Genomic DNA, 20,464 nt, shown 5'->3' with positions numbered 1-20,464 from the left:
GCAATGAGGGTGATGCGCAAACGTCAGATGGAAGATTTGGACAGCGCTTCGCCGATGGCACGGAACGCCGCAAGCCAGCGATGGTCGATGGCGATATCCATCGGCTTTGGTTGTGCCGCGACCTTGACGATCACCGTATCCGTGGTGGGATCGATGTAGATCCACTGGCCATGGATGCCGACGGCCGCCAGATCGAGCCGTGCGGGATCGATGGTGTACCAGCAGGCGCGATAGCGACCGCTCGGGAAAACGAAAGCGAGATCGCCATTGGCGAAAGCCTGCGTATCGCCATTGAGATGGATGTCATCAACCCAGCTGCCCGGTACCACCTGCGTTCCATTGGCGAGGCCGCGATTGCGGATCATCTCGCCGAAGCGTGCGAGATCGCGCAACGTCGCACAGATGCCACCTGCGGAGCGCGACGCGCCATGTGTATCGAGCGTGACATAGGCGTCGTCTTCCGCGCCCATCGGCGCCCAGATATATTCTGAGAGGATCTGTGCATAGGGCTTGCCGCAGGCCTTCTCATAGACCCAGCCCAGCACGTCGGTATTGGTGGACACGTAGTGAAACACCTTGCCGTGCGGTCCGCCATTGGGCCGCAGCGTCGCAAGGAAGCTGCGCTGGTCGCCCTGCGCAGTACCATTCGGCAGAACATCCCAGCCGTTGCAGAGGCGATATTTGACGACATCTCCTTCCGGATCGTCGTAGTCCTCGTCGAATTTGATCGCGACCGTCATATCGAGCAGATGACGAACAGTGCATTCGCCGTAAACCGATGAGGCTACTTCAGGAACGTAGTGGGCGATCGGCTTATCGGGATCGAGCAGACCGCGCTCGACCAGCACGCCTCCCAGCGTGCCGCAAATCGATTTGCTGACCGAGCACACCAGATGAGGCGTATGCGGGGTCATGCCCTCGCCGTACCATTCGCTGACGATCTTGCCGTGCTGCATCACCAGCAATCCGTCCGCGTAGGTCTGCGCCAGCGTTTCGGCGACCGTTGTCTGCTTTCCGTCGGCAACAAAGGCCACCGTGGTGAGATCGCGAACCGACGACGTCAGTGCGCTCGGCGTTGAGGAGCGTCGGATATCCGCCGTCGGCAGCACCTGCCGCGTATTGCGAAAGCTCCACTGGCTGTGGGGGTACTTCCGCCAATTAAACCGGGTCACCAGCGCCTCGGTCGAAGGAGGCGCACCCTTCATGACGTCACTTGGCTTCATCTCGACCTCGTATGGCACTGCAGCATGATGGCGAACCGACCCGGCGGGCAGTTCGGACGTGGGATCATCTGCGGAGGTCGGTTCGGCCGTTATCAAGAATCGGCAAATCTTCCGAAAATCAGCCCATGCCTTTCCGGCGGGACTGGCATAGGCTTTGCTTAGATTAACATCTGCACCCTGATTGAGCGGCCAAGAGTGGATCCGGCATGTTGTTGTCTCCTGATGTCTCTGCTGGTGGAAGCGCTGCAATAGCTGCGGATTCTTGGCTATTCGACACCGCGAGCGATGACGTCGATACGCATTGCGCCAATCTCGGCCGCTGGCGGCTGGATTACGATCAGATCAGTTGCGGCGCTTTTCGCGGCACTTTCACCGAGGTACGGCTGCCCGGACTTCAGGTGTTCAGGGAAACCACAAGCCAGAAAGTGCGCCAATACGGACTACTCGGCTCCGACAGCTTCGGCATCGCGCTACCGTGGAATACCCAGACCGACATCAATTTCAACGGCGCCTGCATGTCGCCGGGCAACGTCATCACGTGCTTCGATGCAGAAGTCGACATGTGCACACCGCCGGAGTTCGAGTTGCGTGGCGTCGTGATGGACGCAGCGCTGATGGAAAAGACGCTGGCTGCTTTGCAGATCGAACTGCCCGAGGGTCTCTGGCATCAGTTGAGGGAATTGAAAACGGACCCGGATGCGATCGACCGCGTCCGGCGGTTGCTGATTTACGTGCATCAGATCGTCGCGCAGACACCGCAGATTCTCGACGACGTTGCCGCCCGTCAGCATCTCGAAGACAATTTGCTATCAGAGATCATCGATCTGTTGCCGACGCTGCAGCCCTGCGACGACCTGCGTGGTGGCAATGCACGGAAGCGTCTGGTCGAACGCGCCTGCGCCTTGATGCTCGCGCGGCCGGACGAGCCGATGTCGATCCTCGATGTCTGCAAGGGCGTCGGCGCCAGCCGCCGCAAGCTGAACTACTGTTTTCAGGACGTGCTCGGCAGCAATCCGATCCACTATCTCCGAGCGGTGCGGCTCAACCGCGTCCGCCGCGAACTCAAGCAATGCATCGATGAGCAGATCGGTGTGTACGATATCGCGGTGAAGTGGGGCTTCTGGCACTTCAGCCAGTTCTCGCTCGACTACAAGCGCCACTTTGCGGAATTGCCGTCCGAAACCCTGCGCCGGGCGCGGATGCTTCACTCCTAGCGCGCTAGCCGCCGAGCGAGTAACGCGTCGCTGCACGCGCAGTCTCATATTCATCGCGCGTGCGGGCGACCAGCGTAGCTACGGGCTCGATTGCAGCAACACCAGAGACAGAGTGGCCTGCGCTCCAGACGTCGCGCCATCGCTTGACCCCGGACGTCGCCTGCCGGCCATAGAGCGCATCGGCGCGTTCTTTGGTCATGTCCGTCGGCAGATCTTTCGGATCAAGGCCCGCGGCGACAATCGAGGGAACCAGCGTATTGGTTTCCAGGCCTGTGAAAGCCCGTGACAGCAGGACATCGTCAAGCTCGGACGTGACGAGCATCCGCTTGTACTCGTCCACTGCCATGCTCTCCTCGGTGGCAATGAACTTGGTACCCATATAGCTGAGATCGCAGCCGAGCACCTCGGCGGCAAACACCGCCTGCCCGTCCGACACACCGCCGGCCAGCACGACCGGCCCCTCCCAGAACGAGCGAACCGCACGCACGAAGGAAAAGCCGTTGACCCAGCCCGTTTGCCCGCCGGCACCGGCGGTCAGCAAGACGAGACCGTCGACTCCCGCTGCAATGGCCTTCTTGGCATGACGGATCGAAGCGACATCGGCAAAGACCATGCAGCCTGCCTCATGCAGCGGACCGACGACCGCATCCGGCGGTCCGACGCTGGTGATCACCATCTCGCAGCCATGCCGGATCACCGTCGCCAGATCATCCTGCAAGCTCTCGCGGCGGATGATGAGATTCGGACAGAACGGCGCGTCGTCCGGCTCGAGCGCGCCGAGAATGCGCGCTATCCAGCCATCGAGTTCATCATCGGTTCGGCAATTCGCCGTTGGAAACGAGCCAATCACACCGGCCTTGCACGCCGCAATAACGAGTTCCGGACCTGACACGCGAAACATCGGCGCCGCGACCAAAGGCACCGACAGACGCGGTCGAATTATTTTCGCAAATCGCGCACCACTCGCTTTGCCACTGGGGTCGTTGATCACGCGGCGGTCACCCGAAGTCAGTGGCATTTGTTTCCATCCCTCTCATTTTATCGGGAGGATAGCCGGAATCCTCCGGCGACCGCCATAAGCCGGGCGGAATGGCCGGCATGACACGGCTACTCCGCGGGCGATGCCACTGCATGCTCGTGCGCCTGGCCCTTCCCGTCCTTCTTGCGGCCCGGAAACAGGCGCTGCACCAGCACATACAGAACCGGCACGAAGAAGACGCCGAGAACCGTCGCGGTGACCATGCCGCCGGCGACGCCGATACCGATGGCGTTCTGGCTGGCCGAACCTGCACCCGTCGCCATCGCCAGCGGCAACACGCCGAGAACGAAGGCTAGCGAGGTCATCAGGATCGGGCGCAGACGCTGTCGGGCCGCGTGCAGCGTCGCCTCGACCAGCGACTTGCCCGCCGTCTGTTGCTCGATGGCAAACTCCACGATCAAAATCGCGTTCTTCGCGGACAGACCTATCGTGGTGAGCAGGCCGACCTGAAAGTAGACGTCATTGGCCTGGCTGAACATCGTGGCTGCTGCCAGCGCGCCAAGAATACCGATCGGCACGGAGAGCATCACGGCGAACGGAATCGACCAGCTCTCGTAGAGAGCCGCGAGGCAGAGGAACACGATCAGAACCGAAATCGCATAAAGATAAAGCGTCTGGCTGCCGGTCAGCCGCTCCTGAAACGACAGTCCGGTCCATTCATGCGTATAGCCGGCCGGCAGTTTCTTCACCTGCTCATCGACCGCTGTCATCGCGGTGCCCGAACTGGTGCCGGGTGCCGCCTGTCCCTGGATCTGCACGGCCGCCACGCCATTGTAACGCTCGAGGCGCGGCGAGCCGTAGCTCCATCTCTCGCTCGCGAAAGCTGTGAACGGCACCATCGAGCCCGACCCGTTGCGCACATACCATCTTCCGATATCGGTCGTCCCCATCCGGAACGGCGCGTCGCCCTGCACGTAGACCTGTTTCACGCGACCGCGGTCGATGAAGTCGTTGACATAAGAGCCGCCCCACGCCGCCGACAGCGTCGTGTTGAGGTCGGTCAGGTTGATGCCAAGCGCCGTGGCTTTCGGCTGATCGATATCGAGATTGAATTGCGGCGTATCATCCTGTCCGTTCGGCCGCGACTGCGCGACACGCTTGTCGCCTGCGAGCTGTCCGAGCAACTGGTTACGGGTCTTCAGCAGTTCCTCGTGGCCGGCACCGCCGGAGTCCTGCAGATAGAAGTCGAATCCGCTGGCGTTGCCGAAGCCCGGCAGCGACGGCGGCAACACGGTGAAGGCCATCGCATCACGAATCTTCGAGAAGACTGCCATCGCGCGTCCGGCGATGGCCTGTGCCGACTTCGCGTGATCCGCACGTTCCGCAAACGGCTTCAGGCTGATGAATGCGAGGCCCACATTCTGGCCTTGCCCAGCGAAGCTGAAGCCGCGCACCGCAAACACGCCCTGCACCGTATCCTTCTCATTCTCCATGAACTGGTGCTCGACCTGCTTGATCACGTCGAGTGTGCGGCCGGCGGTGGCGCCCACCGGCAGCTGGATCAGCGAGATGAGCGTACCTTGGTCTTCGTCGGGAAGGAACGAGCTCGGCAACCGGACGAATAGCAGCACCATGCCGGCGACAACGGCGACGAAAGCGATCAAGGCAGCGGCGGGCCGCCGTACCACAGCGCCCGTGGTCTTTTCATAGCCACTCGCAGTGCGGTCGAAAGTGCGATTGAACCAGCCGAAGAAACCGCGCTTCTGACCATGACTCTTCTCGGTCTTTTTCAGAATCGTCGCGCACAACGCCGGCGTCAGGATCATCGCCACCAGCACCGATAGCACCATGGCCGACACGATGGTGAGTGCGAATTGCCGATAGATGATGCCGACAGAGCCGCTGAAAAAGGCCATCGGAATGAACACCGCTGACAGCACGACACCGATGCCGACCAGTGCACCGGTGATCTCGTGCATCGACTTCTCGGTCGCCTCGCGCGGCGACAGGCCCTCTTCCTCCATCACGCGCTCGACGTTCTCCACAACGACGATGGCGTCGTCGACGAGAAGGCCGATTGCCAACACCATCGCGAACATGGTCAGCGTGTTGATGGAATATCCGGCAATCGACAGTACGCCGAAGGTGCCGAGCAGAACCACCGGCACGGCAATAGTCGGGATGATGGTCGCCCGCCAGCTCTGCAGGAATACAAACATCACGATAAAGACCAGCACGATCGCCTCGAACAGCGTGTGCACGACCTTCTCGATCGACAATTTCACGAATGGCGTCGTGTCATAGGGATAGATCACCTTCAACCCCGGCGGCATGTTCACCGTGAGCTGATTGATGCGTGCCTTGACGCCTTCCGACGTCGCCACCGCATTGGCTCCAGTTGCCAGACTGATGCCCATGCCGGCCGCCGGCTTGCCATTGTAGCGCGCGACGGCGTCATAGCTCTTGGAGCCGAGTTCGACCCGGGCGACGTCCTTGATGCGGACCGTCTGGCCCGACGTGCTGGTACGCAGGATGACGTCATTGAATTGTTCGATGGTCTGCAGACGGCTCTGTGATGTGATCGTCGCATTGAGCTGCTGGCCATCCACTGCAGGGAGACCGCCGAGTTGGCCTGCTGTCACCTGAGTATTTTGCGCCTGAATGGCGGCCGTCACATCACCCGGCATCAGATTGTATTTCGCGAGCTTGTCAGCATCGAGCCAGATCCGCATCGCATATTCAGCACCGAACAACTGCACCTGACCAACGCCAGAGACGCGGCTGATCGGTTCGTTGATCGAACTCGCCACATAATCCGCGATGTCGCTTGCGGTCATGCTGCCGTCCTCGGAGACGAAGCCGAGAACCATCAGGAAGCTCGACGACGACTTCACCACGCGCAGGCCCTGCTGCTGCACCACCTGCGGCAGAAGCGGCATCGCAAGCTGCAGCTTGTTCTGCACCTGCACCTGCGCGATGTCGGGATTGGCCTCATTGCTGAAGGTGATCGATATCTGCACGGTGCCGGTGGAGGTCGAGTAGGACGACATATATTGCAGATAGTCGACACCGGTCATGTTCTGCTCGATGACCTTGGTCACCGAATTCTCCGCCGTTTGCGCATTGGCGCCTGGATAGGTCGCGGAGATCGTGATCACCGTCGGTGCGATCTGCGGATACTGGGCGATCGGCAGCCCGAGAATGGCCAGCAGACCGCCGAACATGATCAGAATCGCAAGAACCCAGGCGAAGATCGGGCGTTTGATGAAGAAATGCGACATACCCGTTATTCCTTGCGGGCTGCCGGCACAGCGTCGGCACCTGCATCAGCCTGCTTGCCGGGATTGACGGTCAGGCCCGTGGCGGGATCGACGGTCACCTCGACGGTCTTGGCATGGGCGCCCGGTTTGACCTTCTGCAATCCGTCGATGATCACGCGATCGCCCGATGCAGCGCCGCGTTCGACGAGCCAGCTATTGCTGATCGCTTGGGCGACCTCGATGATGCGCTGCTCGACCTTGCCGTCCTTGTCGACGAACATGGCGGTCGCTTGCCCGAGCGGATTACGCGACACCGCACGCTGCGGGATCATGATCGCGGTGGGATCGACACCGGCCACGACGCGCGCACGCACATACATGCCAGGCAAGAGTGCCCGGTTTGGATTTGCGAAGATGGCGCGGGTGCTGACCGAACCGGTCGACTCATTCACGCTGGAATCGGTGAAGCTGTATTTGCCTTTCTGATCGTAGGTCTTGCCGTTCTCCAGCAACAGCTCGATCTGGACATGACCGTCCGGCTGCTTCAACCGACCGCTCTGAAGCTGCGAGCGCAGCCGCTCCATTTCCGAGGTCGATTGATCGAGATCCACATAGATCGGATCGAGTTGCTGGATCGTGGTCAGGGCGCTGGCCTGGCTCGCGGTGACCAGGGCACCCGGCGTGATCGACGACTTTCCGATGCGGCCGGAGATCGAGGCGGTTACCTTCGTGCGATCCAGGGCGATTGCCGCGGTATCGCGATTGGCCTCGGCGGCCTTCAGATCGGCTTCTCCCTGCTTGAAGGTCGCCACTGCATCATCGACATCCTGCTGGCTGGCCGCATTGGTCTTGAGCAACTGTGTCTTGCGCTCGGCCTTCAGCCGCACGCTCACGAGATTGGCCTGCGCCTTCAGAACCGCAGCTTCCGCGCTTTCGAGCGCAGCCTGATATTGAACCGGGTCGATCTCGTAGAGAAGATCGCCGGCTTTCACTTCCGAGCCTTCGACAAAGTTTCGCTTCTGCAGGATTCCCGTAACCTGCGGCCGCACTTCCGAGACCTGATAGGCATTGACCCGGCCGGGAAGCACGGTGGAGACCGGCGCCTCCCGCGTCTTCAGAACCAGGACGCCAACTTCAGGTGCCGGCGGAGTCGCAGCTTCCTTCTTCGCTTCGCCACATCCCGTGAGCGCCAGCAGGCCAACCAGGGCGAAAGGGCGCACAAATCCAAGACTCATCATCAGTTCACCAATGCAAAACGGCGTCCGGCATCCGCGCAAATCGCGGACGACGTCGCCGTTGGAAACATGTGGAAACTCTTCGGTTTCCGTGCAGGAAACTTGGTAGTTTCCTTTCGGGAAGTCAAGCGCTATACTGCGGGGGAAGTCGCTGCTCAAGCGTTTGTGAGACGGCCTCGGTTAACAGGATCGATGCGCAATGGTTGCACCAGCAAGTGTGAGGAAGAATCGCGATGGCACTTTGTCGCAGGCAACGCGTCTGCCGCCGGCGGGTCCTGCCGCATCGAGCACTTCGGCTTCGCCATCCGACGAACGCACCGAGCATCTGCTCAGGGTAGCCAAAGCAACCTTCACGTTGAAGGGCTTCGCGGCGACCACCATGGATGACATCGCCGGTGCGGCCGGGATGTCGAAGAAAACGCTCTACAAGATGTTCGCCAGCAAGAGCGAGCTGTTCCGCGCCATGCTGCTGCGCAGCCTGCCGCAAGTCCGCTTTGGTCACGCGGAAGCCAAAGGCACGCCGATCGACCAGTTGAGGCTATCCCTGAAGCGAATTGTCGATATAGCGCTGGCGCCCGACGAGATCGCGCTGCATCGGCTGATCATCAGCGAGCGCCTGCTCTCCCCGGATATCGCCGGCATCTTCGCCGAGGTCATCTTCGAACTGGGCGCCCGGGACGTGGTAGAGGCCCTTAAGCGCGTGACACTCCGCTCCGAGCTGCGCGATCAGCCCATCAAGCAGGTCTCCGAAATGCTGCTCGGAATCGTGTTCGCCAATGATCACTTCAGGCTGATGGCGGATAACAGCTATCGCCTCAACCGGCGCATGCTCAACACGCGGATCGAGTTGGCGATCGCGATGTTCTGCAAGCCTGCCTGATCAGGTATCCGATTTCTTAACCGATTGATCACCATAATCGGCCAAGCTGCGCCATTGCGCGGCATACCGCCGCGCGCGCTTGGACCGGATACGGCATGTTCCAGATGTTCCTGCGGGCCCGTACCCAGAACTATCTTCGCAGCCTTGTCGGCGAGCGTGAGTTCAGGGCGCGTTCAGCTGAGCGCGATGCCGAAACTGATCGCGAACGGCTGGATTACGTCCTTTCGGCCCTCGATAGCGCACTCAGCAATGCCGAAGCCGAGCAGGCCGGCCTCACCCGCCGCGTTGACGATGTGCTGGCGCGCGCGGCTGTAACCTTCGGCAATGGGGACGATGAGTATCTGACGCGGGAGAAGCTCGACAGCGATCACCTGGACCTGTTCGAGACCGAAATTTCAAACGGCCAGCGCCGGTTGCGCGACCTTGCTGTCAGCATCTCGCACTTCAAGTTCCTGAAGACCGCCATGCTGTCGCGGTTTCCGGATTACAAAGGCCCTGCGTCGCGGGCGTCATCGTAACGGCAGATGCCTATTCGCTTCGGGCGGAATCCTTGGCATCGCTCCAACGCCGCTTGAAGCCCGCCGCATTCGGCGAACTGCCATCGCGATTGCGCCGCCGCTCACCGCTGAATGTCCGCATGTGGTCGTTCACAAATGACATCAGTTCGTTGCGGAAACGCTCAGCCGAGAATTTCTCGGCCTGCATCCGGCAGTCAGCACGCGAAAATGAGCTTTCATTCGCTACAAAGGCACGAACGCATTCCGCAATCGCCTTCGGCTCGTTGGAATCGAAAAACATGCCGGTGCGCAATTCGGGGGAGGCCGAGACCGTCTCGCGCGCGCCGCCGCGGCCGAACGCCAGAACCGGCGCACCCTCGGATTCCGCTTCGACAACGATGATCCCGAAGTCTTCCTCGGCGGCAAAGACGAAGGCACGCGCCGTCGCCATCAATTCGCGCAGCTTCTCATCACTGACGAAGCCGACAAACGTCACGTTCGGGCCGGCGATCGCCTTCAGCCGCTCCGCATCCGGCCCGTCGCCTGCAACGATCAGCTTCTGATCCGGCAGTTCGGCAAAGGCCTGGATCACGGCTTCGATCTTCTTGTAGGGCACCAGACGGCTTGCCGCGAGGAAGTGGTCCCCGACCGGCAGATCGGGCGGCAGCTTTGACATGGTCACCGGCGGATAGATGACCTTGGCGTCGCGGCCATAGACCTTCTTGATCCGCTTGGCGACGAAATTGGAGTTCGCCAGCATGGCGTCCGGACCGTGGGCCGTGCGCACGTCCCAGATCCGGATCCGGTGCAGCAGCGCCCGTGCCAACGCGCTCTTGATGCCAGCGGTGTAGCCGCTTTCATTCAGATAAGCGTGCTGCAAGTCCCACGCATAACGCATGGGCGAATGCACATAGGATACGTGAAGCTGGTTCGGGCCGGTGATCACGCCCTTGGCCACCGCATAGCTGCTGGAAATAACCAGGTCGTAACCTGACAGATCGAACTGCTCGATCGCGATCGGCATGAGTGGCAAGTATGACCGATGACGTTTGCGGATGAACGGCATCTTCTGCAGGAAGCTGGTACGCGCCTTCTTGAAGCCAATCTTGGCGCGATCTTCCGGCGTCAGCACATCGAACAGCGTGAACACATCCGCTTCCGGATAGCACTGCAATATCTCGCGCAACACCTGCTCGGCACCGCCCAGCGTATAGAGCCAATCGTGGACGACAGCGACGCGCATAGGACCTCAACGGCGGAAACGACGAATGTGGGCTGACCTGAAAATAGACCAATGCGCCCCTTCTACAATCCACTCCTACAACTTGCGTTAATTCGATTGCGAACTGTCGGTAAAAATTGAATCAATTCAGATGTGTTCTGATAATCTCCGGGGAAGATGTTACCCGGTTCGCAGGACGCGGTCGGCACCATGTCCATCCAGGGCAGACGAGCGCGCATTCTGGCGCACCATCCGCGCCGTTCAGCATAACGAGAGTTTTTGCGCATGATGACGTTACGCCAGGTTGAAGTGATCCGCGCCGTCATGGTGACGGGCACCATTGGCGGCGCTGCCAAACTCCTGAATGTGTCCGCGCCCGGCATCAGCCGCCTGGTCAAATACACCGAGAAGTCGCTTGGCATCCGCTTCTTCCAGCGCCAGAATGGACGCTACTTCCCGACGCCTGAAGCGCAGAATATTTTCGAGCAGATCAACGGTGTCTACAAGAAAGTCGACGATCTCACCGAGATCATCTCGAAGATCGGCCACGGAACACTGTCGGAACTGCGCATCGGATCAGTTCCCAGTATCTCGCAGGTGATGGTGCCACGCGCCATCGAGCAGGTGCGGCGGCGTTATCCCGGCCTGCGGATCGACATCAACATTCTCAAGCTTGAGGAGGCGATCGACTATCTGCTGCTCGGTCGCGGCGACTGCGTCGCCATGAGCTATCGGCTCGAACATCCCGGGCTCGACTTCATGCCGCTGGCATCCGGCGAATTATTCTGCATCGTGCCCGAGGGACACGAGCTCGCGGGTCGCAAGCAGGTATCGGCCAAGGAGATCATCCGGTACCCCCTCATCGGCATCGATCCCAATGATCCCTACGGTCGGATCATGGCTGAGATTTTCGCCCGCAATAAACTCAAATATGACATCACCATCCGGGCGAGATTTGGCACCACGGTCTGCGCCCTGGTGAAGGCAGGATTGGGCATCGCGGTCATCGACCAGTTCACGGTGGCCCATGGCGGCTACCCCGGCGTCGAGGTGATCCGCATCGTGGAACCCACCCGGTTCGATACCTACATCGCCGTGAAACGCGGCGCGCCGCTGTCACTGCATATCGAGCATTTCATCGACTGCCTGCGCACCGAGATGCGCGCAGTCGGCTCTCACAAAATTGCCGCTGCAAAGCCGGCCTCGCGCGTCCGTAAAAAATAACATCATGTTATGTTTGTTGTATAACAGGGTAATTGTGTTAGATCGCCGCCGCGCTATCTTCTGTCCTGTTTCTGATGATGATTGACAGTATTGGCCATCCGTTCATGACCTCTTCGACGCCCCATACCCCAGCGACGGGCCAGCGCTTCCTTACCGGCCTGCTTGGTGCGCCGATCGCGCATTCGGCGTCACCGGCGATGCACGAGCGGGCCGCCCAGGCGATGGGCGCGCACGGCTACTATCAGCTCATCGAAATCGCCGGTGCCGACCGCAACGAATTACGCATTATTCTCGACAGCGTCTGTCGCCTTGGCTTTGCCGGTATCAATGTGACTTTCCCCTATAAGGAAGCGGTGGTCGATCTGCTCGACGAGCTATCGCCCGGGGCTAAGGCCATCGGTGCCGTCAACACTGTCGTAGTGCGCGACGGCAGGCTGACTGGCCACAACACCGACACCACGGGGTTTGCCCGCGCAGCCAGACAACTGGTCGCCAATTCCAACCATGGCCCGGTCGCAGTCATCGGCACCGGCGGCGTCGGCAAGGCCATCGCCTTTGCATTGGCCGATCTTAGCGTTTCGGAGATCCGGATTTTCGATACGGACACGGCCAAGGCCCGGCATCTCGTGTCCCTGCTCCAGAACAGGCAAAGCATCCGTGTGGCGGACAGCGTCGATGACGCCGTTTGCGGTGCAGTCGGCATCGTCAACGGCACACCCATCGGCATGTTGCCCAACCGCGGCACGCCGGTGCCCGATGCGCTGCTGCATGCGGAAGCGTGGGTTGCGGATGCGGTGTATTCCCCGCTGTGGACGCCGCTGCTCAACGCGGCCAAGGCCAAAGGCGCGCCGGTCATGACCGGCCGCGATCTGGCGATCTACCAGGCCGCCGATGCCTTTGAGTTGTTTACAGGATTTGCGCCTTCACCGACTGAAATGGGAATTGCTTTCGACGCCGTCATGGTCAAAAGGTACCCGACACCAAACGCAGCCTGAATGAAGCGGCCGCTCATAAGGCCGCACCCACAAACACAACAATAGCAACAGGAGGATTCCATGAAGCCAGTGTTTTTGGCGAGCGCCCTGCTCGCGACTGTATTGACCGGTGCTGCCATCGCGCAGTCCGGAGCCCCTATTAAACTCGCCAATGTCGCCGAATTGTCCGGCGGCGGCGCCACCGTCGGCACCAACTGGAAGAACGGCATCGATCTCGCGATCGAAGAAATCAATTCCAAGGGCGGTGTACTCGGCCGCAAGCTGGAAGTGACCCATGCAGACTCGCAGTCCAACCCCGGTGTCGCCCGCGCCCAGGTTCAGAAGGCACTGGACGCCGAGCCTTATGTGCTGCTCGGGCCCGGCTATTCCGGTTCGGTGAAGGTCACCGCGCCGCTCGCCGCCGAAGCCGGCATCGCACAAATCATGGGCGGCGAAGCCGCTGAACTCACGACAACCGGCAACAAGTTTCTGTTCCGGACGTCGTTTGGCCAGCAGTCGTCCATGCCCAAGGTCGCCAAATACATCAATGACGAATTGAAGGCGAAGTCGGTCGCCATCGTTTGGGTTAACAATGACTTCGGCAAAGGCGGGCGCGATTCCATCAGCAAGGAATTCGCCAAGTACAATATCAAAGTCGCGGCCGATCTCTCCACCGAGGCCGGCCAGGCCGACTTCGCGGCCGATGTCAGCAAGATCAAGTCGGCAGCGCCGGATGCAGTCTTCGTTTACGTCAACGAAGAAGAGAGCGCGCGCATACTCAAGGAGTTGAAACGCCAGGGCATCACTGTGCCGCTGGTCGGCGAAACCACGCTGGTCGGACAGAAGGTCGTCGAACTCGCCGGCGACGCGGCCAATGGCGCGCGCGGCCATGTCGGCCTCACCACCGACGCGCCGGTCGAACTGATCAAGGCGTTCCGCGACAAGTTCGTGAAGAAGTACAACTACGTCCCAGACCATAACGGCCTCAAGGGCTGGCTCGCGATCTACATGATCAAGGCCACCACCGAGAAGATGGGCAAGGTCGATTCCAAGGGCTTCGCCGATGCCCTGCACGGCTTCACCATCACCGCCGCCAAGGAGCCGGGCATCCTGATGGACGCGACCTTCGACGCCAATGGCGACATCGATAGACAGGGTTTCCTCGTCGAGATCGTCGAGGGCAAGCAGGTCGTCAAGCAGGTGCTGCCAAAGCTCGGCAACTGAGGCCTCACGTACTTAACCTTGTAACTTGCCTCCCGCCGTTTCTGCTAAGCTATGCGGAGCGGTGGCAGGCGGGAGACCGAGTAACCTGAGGGACACCAAGCCCGTGGGAGAGCGCGGGTCCTTGCTTGCCGTTCCATCGAACCCGAACAGTCGCTTGGGCCGCTCAGCAAGCCCGGTTGCGCAAGGATGGGATCAGATGGACGCGATTTATGTTGGCATCGATGTGTCGAAGGATCGGTTGGACGTGGCGATGCGTCCGGGCGGTGAGAGTTTTGCGGTTGCCCGCAATGGTGCGGGGATCGATGATCTGATCGCGCGGCTGAAAGCGCGACCGCCACTGGTGGTGGCGATCGAGGCGACCGGCGGCTTCGAGACGGTGGTCGCCGCAGGATTGGCCGGCGCCGATCTGCCTGTGGTGGTGGTCAATCCGGCACAGGTGCGCGCCTTTGCCAACGCCCTCGGCAAGCGCGCCAAGACCGATCCGATCGATGCCATGGTGATCGCGCATTTTACCGAGGCGACCAAACCGCAACTGCGGCCGCTTCCCGATGCCACGACGCGGCTGCTAGCCGATCTGGTGGCGCGTCGGCGCCAGATCGTTGAGATGATGGCCGCGGAAGGCCAGCGTGCGCGGCGCGTCAGCAATCCGCGCCTGAAGAAGAGCATCGCCCGGCTCCACAAGGCACTGGAGAAGGAGTTGTCCGAACTGGACGACGACATCGGCGATCACGTGCGGGGATCGCCGGCCTGGGCCGAGAAAGAAGACTTGCTGGCGTCGGTGCCCGGCATCGGTCCGACCATCGCGCGCAGCCTGATTGCCGAACTGCCGGAGCTCGGCACACTCGATCGTCGTCAGATTGCGGCTCTCGCCGGTTTGGCGCCATGGACCCGGCAATCCGGCCAGTGGCGCGGCAAGAGCTTCATCGGCGGCGGCCGGGCCAATGTACGCCGCGTGTTGTTCATGGGAGCGATGGTGGCCGCCCGCTTCAATCCGCAGCTCAAACTGTTCCGCGACAAGCTCGTCGCCGCCGGCAAGCCCAAGCTCGTCGCTATCATCGCCGTCGCCCGCAAGCTGCTCACCATCCTCAACGCCATCCTGCGAGACAAGACCCCATGGCAGCATCAAAACGCTTGACCAAAAAGACAGTCGCTCTCCCCGCTTGCGGGGAGAGGTCGGAGCCAAGCGGAAGCGAGGCTTCGGGTGAGGGGGAGCGAGTGTTTTACTTGCAAGAACCCCTCACCCCAGCCTTCTCCCCGCAAGCGGGGCGAGGGAGCGCGCGGCCGGTGCTTTAGCTGCCGGCCATTTGGAGAACCACATGTCCAACCTTCTCGATCTCCTCATCGCAGGTCTTGCCACCGGGGCGATCTACGCGATCGTCGCCGTCGGCTTCACGCTGCTGTGGCAGACCTCACAGACCATCAATTTCGCGCAGGGCGAATTCGTCATGCTGCCGGCCTTCCTGATGCTGGCGGTGATGCATGCCGGCGCACCGTTCTGGCTGGCGATCCTGATTGGCATCGCGCTGTCGCTGCTGCTGCTGGGCCTCGGCTTCAAAATGTTGCTGGTCGATCCAATGCTGCGCCATGGCGTGCTGCCGCTGGCGATTGCGACCATGGCCCTGGCCATCGGCATCAAGGAAGCCGCCAAGCAATTCTGGAGTGCCGAAGCCTCACCATTTCCATCGATCATCCCGGGCGGTGACGTCACGATTTTCGGCCGCGTCGTCGCCCTGCAGAGCATCGGCGTGCTGGTGCTGGCGATTCTCGCCGTGCTCGGCCTGACAACGCTGCTGAACCGCACCTCCATCGGTCACCAGATGCAGGCTGCCGCGCAAAACCCGACCGTCGCGCGCATCATCGGCGTGCCCGTTGAACGCATGATCCTGCTGACCTTCCTGATCAACGCGTTTCTGGTCGCGCTGGCTTCACTCCTCATCACGCCGATCTATCTCGCTAAATTCTCCAACGGCGAAGTGCTTGGCCAGGCCGCATTCATCGCCGCCATTGTCGGCGGCTTCAACCAGGTCCGCGGCGCCATTGCCGGCGGCCTGCTGATCGGCGTCGTCGATAATCTCTCCGCCGCCTATGTCTCCACCCAGTATCGCGCCGCCGTGCCATTGGTTCTGCTGATCGCGATCATTCTGTTTCGGCCACAGGGCATGCTCGGCCGGCCCGAGGAGCGCACCGTATGACCGCGGCGAAGACCCTCAAGATCGGCTTCGGCATCGTTGTCATTGCCGCGCTGATCATCGTCCCGATGAATTTCAACCGCTACGGTCTGTTCATCCTGAGCCAGTGGGCGGTGATGACCATCGCCGCCATGGGGCTTAACCTCACGCTCGGCTATGCCGGGCAGGTTTCGCTGGCGCAGGGCGCCTTTGTCGGCATCGGCGCTTATACGGCTGCGATCATGACATCGAATGGTCTGCCGCTCATCGGAGCGCTCGGCGTTGCCATCGTGCTGTGCTTCGCCATCGGCTGGATTCTCGGTTACCCCGCGCTCCGCGTACAGCATCACTATCTGGCTTTTGTCACCCTCGCCTTTTCGACGCTCGCTTTTCTCGTGTTTCGGAACGAGGATTGGCTGACCAAGGGCATCTACGGCATCAGCAACATCCCTCGCCCGGAGATTTTCGGCTATCCGACGCGGCGGCCGTTGCCGTTCTATTATGTCTGTCTGGGATCGCTCGGTATCGTCTCACTGGCCGTCTGGTGGCTGATCCGTTCGCCCTGGGGCCGCGCTTTCATCGCGCTGCGCGAAAATCCCGTTCGTGCGCTCTCGCTCGGCATTGACACACGGCGCTATACGCTGATGGCCTTTGCGATCGGCTCCGCACTCGGCGGCGTGGCCGGCACGCTCTATGCGCCGCTGACCCAATATGTCGATCCTGTGCCGTTCCACCTGTCGCTGTCGCTCGATCTCTTGATGATGGTGATCGTCGGCGGCTCCGGTTTCTTCTTCGGGCCGTTCCTTGGCGCGATGATTGCTGTGCTGCTGCCTGAATGGCTGCGCTTCACGCAGGGTTACTATCTGATGCTCTATGCCATCGCGGTAATTTTGCTGCTGATCTACTCACCCACCGGCATTCTCGGCATTCTCGATCGCTATATCTCCGAACGCCGCACCAAGGCAGCGTCCGCATTGCGTGCGGTCGCCAAAGCGAAACTGGAAACGGCGCCATGACCGCGGTTCTCGAAGTCAGCAATATCCGTAAGAGCTTTGGCGGCATCACCGCCGTCAACGGCGTCTCGTTCGATGTGCAGGAAGGGGAAATCCTCGGCCTGATCGGTCCGAATGGCTGCGGCAAGTCTACTCTGTTCAACTGCATCCTCGGCCAGCTCACACCAAGCGCCGGCGAAGTGAAGGTCGACGGCAAGGTGGTCACCGGCATGCGGCCGTCAGAGCTGAACGGCCTCGGTGTCAGCCGCACGTTTCAATTGCTGCAGGTATTCCCGAAGCTGTCGGTGCGCGAAAACCTGATTCTTGCCGGTCAGGAACACCAAGGTAACATGCTGTCGCGCCTGCTCGGCCCATCCGATGCCGGACTGACCGAGGCGGCCAACCAGATGATCGGCTTCTTCAAGCTCGACCATCTCGCCGATGAGCCCGCGGGCGGCCTCTCTTATGGCCAGCAGAAACTGCTCGATGCCGCGATGGCCTTCATGGGCGGACCGCGCCTCGTGCTGCTCGACGAGCCTGCCGGCGGCGTCAACCTGACCATGCTCGCGGATCTCAAGGATCGCCTCGCGGCGATCAACCGGGAGAAGCGCGCCACTTTCGTTGTCATCGAGCACAACATGGAATTCGTGATGTCGCTCTGCACACGCGTGATGGTGATGGCCGAAGGCAAGGTTCTTGCGGTGGGGCGACCGGACGAAATCCGCGCCAATCCTGCCGTGATCGAAGCCTATCTGGGACATTGAGGATAGTGCCATGAGCGATGCAATCCTGGACGTTCAGAACCTTGTCGGCGGCTACGGCAAGATGACGATCTTGAATGGCACCACCTTCTCGGTGCCGGCTGGGTCGATCACCACCGTCATCGGGCCAAACGGCGCCGGCAAGTCCACGGTGTTCAAGGCGATCTTCGGTCTGCTGAAGCTGCGCGAAGGCAAAGTCGTATTCAAGGGCAAGGACGTCACCGGTCTCAGCCAGCGCGCACTGCTGACGGCCGGCATCTGCTATGTCCCGCAAGGCCGCAACATCTTCCCGGAACTCACGGTCCGTCACAATATCGAACTCGGTGCCGTCGCCGCCGGCCGCGACATCACCGATCTGCCGGCCCGTATCGAGGCCGCTCTCGACAAATTCCCCGTGCTCCGCACCAAGGCCAAGCAACAGGCGTCAACCTTGTCCGGCGGCGAGCAGAAGCAGCTCGAAATCGCCCGCGGCCTGCTGCTCAATCCGCAGCTGGTGCTGATCGATGAACCTTCCATCGGGCTGTCGCCGCTGATGGTGCTGCAGACCTTCAATATCCTGAAAGAGCTGCGCGACCGCGGCGTCTCGATCCTGATGATCGAGCAAAATGCGCGCTCGGCGCTGGAGATTTCCGACTTCGGCATCGTGCTCGAACTCGGCCAGACCCGCTTGATGGACAAGGCCGACCGTGTGCTCAACGATCCGCGCATCGGACAATTGTTCCTCGGCGGCGCCATGACGGAGACCGCGGCATGAACAAGCTCTCGATCGCTACCGTCTCGCTATCAGGCGCACTGGATGAGAAACTCCGCGCCATCGCTGCCGCCGGCTTCGACGAGGTCGAGATCTTTGAAGCGGACCTTCTATCCTTCAATGGAAGCCCCAGGGACGTCGGCCAGATGTGCCGCGACCTCGGCCTGACCATCTGCGCTTTCCAGCCGTTTCGCGACTTCGAGGGCATGCCGGAGCCACAGCGCAGCCGCAACTTCGCGCGCGCGGCGCGCAAGTTTGACCTGATGAAAGAGTTGCAGACGGGCTTGATGCTGATCTGCAGCAACATCTCGCCGGTCTCGCTCGGCGGTATCGACCGCGCAGCAGCGGATTTTCGCGAACTTGGGGACCTCGCCGCGCAGCATGGCATGCGTGTCGGCTTCGAAGCGCTCGCATGGGGCGCTCATGTCAACGACTATCGCGATGCCTGGGAGATCGTGCGCCGCGCCAATCACCCGTCGATCGGCGTCATCCTCGACAGCTTCCATGCGCTGGCCCCGGCATTTCCCGTCAGCGCCATCGCATCCATCCCGGCCGACAAGATCTTTCTGGTGCAGCTCGCCGACGCGCCGAAGCTGGGCCTCGATGTCTTGTCCTGGAGCCGGCATTTCCGCTGCTTCCCCGGTCAGGGCGACCTGCCTGTGGCCAAGTTCATGGAAGCCGTGCAAGCCACCGGCTATAGCGGCGCGTGGTCCCTCGAGATTTTCAACGACCAGTTCCGCGCAGGCTCTGCCGTTCGTACCGCCACTGACGGATTGCGCTCACTGATCCTGTTGCAGGATCAACTGGCAAAGACACCCGCCGACGCCCTGCAGCCGAAGACATCGACCCGCGGCGTCGGCTTCATCGAATTCGCCGTCAATGAGACCAAGGCGACTGACCTCGCAACGCTGCTCAGCCAACTTGGCTTTCACAAGACTGGCGCCCATCGCAGCAAGGACGTCGAACGTTGGTCCCAAGGCGCGATTGAGTTGGTGATCAATTCCGAGCCGGACGGTTTTGCGCATTCGCATTACGTGACGCATGGCCCCGGCGTGTGCGCCATCGCACTGGACGTCGGCAATACCAAGCAGGCCATGGCGCGCGCGGAAGCCTTGCAGGCGCGGACGTTCTATCAGCCGGTTGGACCGGGCGAACTGGAAATCCCGGCGATCCACGGCGTCGGCGGCAGTCTTCTCTATTTCCTGGAAGCGGCCGGCAAGAACTGGGACGTAGATTTCGAGCCGCTCAAGAGCGATACCGGTACGGATCATCTCTCCGTCGTCGATCACATCTCGCAATCGATGCCCTATGACGAGATGCTGTCATGGCTGTTGTTCTACACCGGCATTCTCGACCTGCAGCGCCTGCCACAAATGGAAATTCCCGACCCGGTCGGCCTTGTGCAAAGCCAGGCGCTGATATCAGCCAATCAGTCACTGCGCATCATCCTGAACGGATCATCCGCAACGCGCACGCTGTCGAACCGCTTCATCTCGGAGTTCTTCGGTTCCGGCGTGCAACATATCGCGTTCTTGTGCGACGATATCTTTGCAGCCGTGGCTGATATGCGCAAACGCGGTGCAAAATTCCTGCGCATTCCTGACAACTATTACGATGACGTGGAAGCTAAATATGGGCTCGACGCCGAGCTGATGGCTGCGCTGCGCGACAACCAGATCCTGTATGATCGCGAAGGCGACGGCGAATTCTTCCAGATCTACACGCCGAGCTTCGATGAGCGCTTCTTCTTCGAGATTGTCGAGCGCCGCAACTATCAGGGATTTGGTGCGGCTAACGCCGGTATCCGTCTCGCAGCTCAAACGCGTGACGCGCGGCCTGTGTCCGTGCCGCGCGCCTGAC

The 20,464-nt window shown here is 61.1% G+C and carries 17 protein-coding genes; 12 read left to right on the top strand and 5 right to left on the bottom strand.

The features are described 5' to 3' along the window. Nucleotides 1-23: 23 nt before the first annotated feature. Nucleotides 24-1,223 carry a serine hydrolase domain-containing protein gene (locus tag SFY93_RS09570; RefSeq protein ID WP_320446907.1) on the bottom strand — a complete coding sequence of 400 codons (1,200 nt, stop codon included), beginning with the start codon at nucleotides 1,221-1,223 and terminating at the stop codon, nucleotides 24-26. A 206-nt stretch (nucleotides 1,224-1,429) separates the two neighbouring features. On the opposite strand from SFY93_RS09570, the gene SFY93_RS09565 reads away from it, so the two are divergent. Continuing rightward, on the top strand, nucleotides 1,430-2,437 hold the full coding sequence (locus tag SFY93_RS09565; protein ID WP_320446906.1) for a helix-turn-helix domain-containing protein: 1,008 nt from the start codon (nucleotides 1,430-1,432) through the stop codon (nucleotides 2,435-2,437). Between the two features lie 4 nt (nucleotides 2,438-2,441). Here SFY93_RS09565 and SFY93_RS09560 read toward each other — a convergent pair whose 3' ends face one another. From SFY93_RS09560 to SFY93_RS09550, 3 genes are all read right to left on the bottom strand, one after another. Next, nucleotides 2,442-3,455 carry an NAD(P)H-dependent flavin oxidoreductase gene (locus tag SFY93_RS09560; RefSeq protein WP_320446905.1) on the bottom strand — a complete coding sequence of 338 codons (1,014 nt, stop codon included), beginning with the start codon at nucleotides 3,453-3,455 and terminating at the stop codon, nucleotides 2,442-2,444. An 89-nt stretch (nucleotides 3,456-3,544) separates the two neighbouring features. Then, on the bottom strand, nucleotides 3,545-6,697 hold the full coding sequence (locus tag SFY93_RS09555) for an efflux RND transporter permease subunit (RefSeq protein ID WP_320446904.1): 3,153 nt from the start codon (nucleotides 6,695-6,697) through the stop codon (nucleotides 3,545-3,547). A gap of 5 nt (nucleotides 6,698-6,702) precedes the next feature. Next, complete coding sequence (locus SFY93_RS09550) at nucleotides 6,703-7,911, bottom strand: efflux RND transporter periplasmic adaptor subunit (RefSeq protein ID WP_320446903.1); 1,209 nt, start codon at nucleotides 7,909-7,911, stop codon at nucleotides 6,703-6,705. Between the two features lie 199 nt (nucleotides 7,912-8,110). On the opposite strand from SFY93_RS09550, the gene SFY93_RS09545 reads away from it, so the two are divergent. Both SFY93_RS09545 and SFY93_RS09540 read left to right on the top strand, forming a co-directional pair. After that, the gene (locus SFY93_RS09545) at nucleotides 8,111-8,791 is read left to right on the top strand and encodes a TetR/AcrR family transcriptional regulator (RefSeq protein ID WP_320446902.1); all 681 of its coding nucleotides are present in this window, start codon (nucleotides 8,111-8,113) and stop codon (nucleotides 8,789-8,791) included. A gap of 95 nt (nucleotides 8,792-8,886) precedes the next feature. Continuing rightward, on the top strand, nucleotides 8,887-9,309 hold the full coding sequence (locus tag SFY93_RS09540; protein ID WP_320446901.1) for a hypothetical protein: 423 nt from the start codon (nucleotides 8,887-8,889) through the stop codon (nucleotides 9,307-9,309). A 10-nt stretch (nucleotides 9,310-9,319) separates the two neighbouring features. Here SFY93_RS09540 and SFY93_RS09535 read toward each other — a convergent pair whose 3' ends face one another. After that, nucleotides 9,320-10,531 (bottom strand): glycosyltransferase, encoded by a 1,212-nt coding sequence (locus SFY93_RS09535; protein ID WP_320446900.1) that lies wholly within the window; start codon nucleotides 10,529-10,531, stop codon nucleotides 9,320-9,322. Nucleotides 10,532-10,795: 264 nt separating this feature from the next. Between SFY93_RS09535 and SFY93_RS09530 the strand changes: the two genes are divergently transcribed. The 9 genes from SFY93_RS09530 (at nucleotide 10,796) to SFY93_RS09490 (ending at nucleotide 20,463) form a co-directional block, all read left to right on the top strand. Next, nucleotides 10,796-11,734, top strand: a complete 939-nt coding sequence (locus SFY93_RS09530; protein ID WP_320446899.1) for a LysR family transcriptional regulator — start codon at nucleotides 10,796-10,798, stop codon at nucleotides 11,732-11,734. A gap of 104 nt (nucleotides 11,735-11,838) precedes the next feature. Further along, nucleotides 11,839-12,729 (top strand): shikimate dehydrogenase, encoded by an 891-nt coding sequence (locus SFY93_RS09525; RefSeq protein ID WP_320446898.1) that lies wholly within the window; start codon nucleotides 11,839-11,841, stop codon nucleotides 12,727-12,729. Nucleotides 12,730-12,789: 60 nt separating this feature from the next. Beyond that, on the top strand, nucleotides 12,790-13,932 hold the full coding sequence (locus tag SFY93_RS09520; protein ID WP_089262041.1) for an ABC transporter substrate-binding protein: 1,143 nt from the start codon (nucleotides 12,790-12,792) through the stop codon (nucleotides 13,930-13,932). 196 nt (nucleotides 13,933-14,128) lie between these two features. Beyond that, complete coding sequence (locus tag SFY93_RS09515; RefSeq protein ID WP_320444434.1) at nucleotides 14,129-15,067, top strand: IS110 family RNA-guided transposase; 939 nt, start codon at nucleotides 14,129-14,131, stop codon at nucleotides 15,065-15,067. 181 nt (nucleotides 15,068-15,248) lie between these two features. Further along, nucleotides 15,249-16,124, top strand: coding sequence for a branched-chain amino acid ABC transporter permease (locus tag SFY93_RS09510; protein ID WP_093759434.1), 876 nt, complete (start codon nucleotides 15,249-15,251; stop codon nucleotides 16,122-16,124). After that, a complete protein-coding gene (locus tag SFY93_RS09505) occupies nucleotides 16,121-17,116 on the top strand; it encodes a branched-chain amino acid ABC transporter permease (protein WP_089262043.1) in 996 nt (331 codons plus the stop codon). The genes SFY93_RS09510 and SFY93_RS09505 overlap by 4 nt, the downstream gene beginning before the upstream one ends. Then, nucleotides 17,113-17,856 (top strand): ABC transporter ATP-binding protein, encoded by a 744-nt coding sequence (locus SFY93_RS09500; RefSeq protein WP_089262045.1) that lies wholly within the window; start codon nucleotides 17,113-17,115, stop codon nucleotides 17,854-17,856. Before SFY93_RS09505 ends, SFY93_RS09500 begins: the two co-directional genes overlap by 4 nt. Nucleotides 17,857-17,866: 10 nt before the next feature. Next, on the top strand, nucleotides 17,867-18,607 hold the full coding sequence (locus tag SFY93_RS09495) for an ABC transporter ATP-binding protein (RefSeq protein ID WP_089262047.1): 741 nt from the start codon (nucleotides 17,867-17,869) through the stop codon (nucleotides 18,605-18,607). Next, entirely contained in the window at nucleotides 18,604-20,463 is a 1,860-nt protein-coding gene (locus tag SFY93_RS09490; RefSeq protein ID WP_320446897.1) for a bifunctional sugar phosphate isomerase/epimerase/4-hydroxyphenylpyruvate dioxygenase family protein, read from the top strand. Before SFY93_RS09495 ends, SFY93_RS09490 begins: the two co-directional genes overlap by 4 nt. The last annotated feature ends 1 nt before the right edge of the window (nucleotide 20,464 follow it).

This window comes from Tardiphaga sp. 42S5 (genome assembly GCF_034044155.1).
GTDB classification, from domain to species: Bacteria; Pseudomonadota; Alphaproteobacteria; order Rhizobiales; family Xanthobacteraceae; genus Tardiphaga; species Tardiphaga robiniae.
The sequence above is the reverse complement of the archived record's forward strand: the minus strand, read 5'-3'. Positions and strand labels throughout refer to the sequence as shown.

What these genes read in the sequence shown, in the direction of transcription:
- SFY93_RS09555 (WP_320446904.1), bottom strand. Translation starts at nt 6,697, where the DNA reads ATGTCGCATTTCTTCATCAAACGCCCGATCTTCGCCTGGGTTCTTGCG.
- SFY93_RS09520 (WP_089262041.1), top strand. Translation starts at nt 12,790, where the DNA reads ATGAAGCCAGTGTTTTTGGCGAGCGCCCTGCTCGCGACTGTATTGACC.
- SFY93_RS09495 (WP_089262047.1), top strand. Translation starts at nt 17,867, where the DNA reads ATGAGCGATGCAATCCTGGACGTTCAGAACCTTGTCGGCGGCTACGGC.
- SFY93_RS09515 (WP_320444434.1), top strand. Translation starts at nt 14,129, where the DNA reads ATGGACGCGATTTATGTTGGCATCGATGTGTCGAAGGATCGGTTGGAC.
- SFY93_RS09490 (WP_320446897.1), top strand. Translation starts at nt 18,604, where the DNA reads ATGAACAAGCTCTCGATCGCTACCGTCTCGCTATCAGGCGCACTGGAT.
- SFY93_RS09560 (WP_320446905.1), bottom strand. Translation starts at nt 3,455, where the DNA reads ATGCCACTGACTTCGGGTGACCGCCGCGTGATCAACGACCCCAGTGGC.
- SFY93_RS09570 (WP_320446907.1), bottom strand. Translation starts at nt 1,223, where the DNA reads ATGAAGCCAAGTGACGTCATGAAGGGTGCGCCTCCTTCGACCGAGGCG.
- SFY93_RS09510 (WP_093759434.1), top strand. Translation starts at nt 15,249, where the DNA reads ATGTCCAACCTTCTCGATCTCCTCATCGCAGGTCTTGCCACCGGGGCG.
- SFY93_RS09500 (WP_089262045.1), top strand. Translation starts at nt 17,113, where the DNA reads ATGACCGCGGTTCTCGAAGTCAGCAATATCCGTAAGAGCTTTGGCGGC.
- SFY93_RS09525 (WP_320446898.1), top strand. Translation starts at nt 11,839, where the DNA reads ATGACCTCTTCGACGCCCCATACCCCAGCGACGGGCCAGCGCTTCCTT.
- SFY93_RS09545 (WP_320446902.1), top strand. Translation starts at nt 8,111, where the DNA reads ATGGTTGCACCAGCAAGTGTGAGGAAGAATCGCGATGGCACTTTGTCG.
- SFY93_RS09530 (WP_320446899.1), top strand. Translation starts at nt 10,796, where the DNA reads ATGATGACGTTACGCCAGGTTGAAGTGATCCGCGCCGTCATGGTGACG.
- SFY93_RS09535 (WP_320446900.1), bottom strand. Translation starts at nt 10,531, where the DNA reads ATGCGCGTCGCTGTCGTCCACGATTGGCTCTATACGCTGGGCGGTGCC.
- SFY93_RS09550 (WP_320446903.1), bottom strand. Translation starts at nt 7,911, where the DNA reads ATGAGTCTTGGATTTGTGCGCCCTTTCGCCCTGGTTGGCCTGCTGGCG.
- SFY93_RS09540 (WP_320446901.1), top strand. Translation starts at nt 8,887, where the DNA reads ATGTTCCAGATGTTCCTGCGGGCCCGTACCCAGAACTATCTTCGCAGC.
- SFY93_RS09565 (WP_320446906.1), top strand. Translation starts at nt 1,430, where the DNA reads ATGTTGTTGTCTCCTGATGTCTCTGCTGGTGGAAGCGCTGCAATAGCT.
- SFY93_RS09505 (WP_089262043.1), top strand. Translation starts at nt 16,121, where the DNA reads ATGACCGCGGCGAAGACCCTCAAGATCGGCTTCGGCATCGTTGTCATT.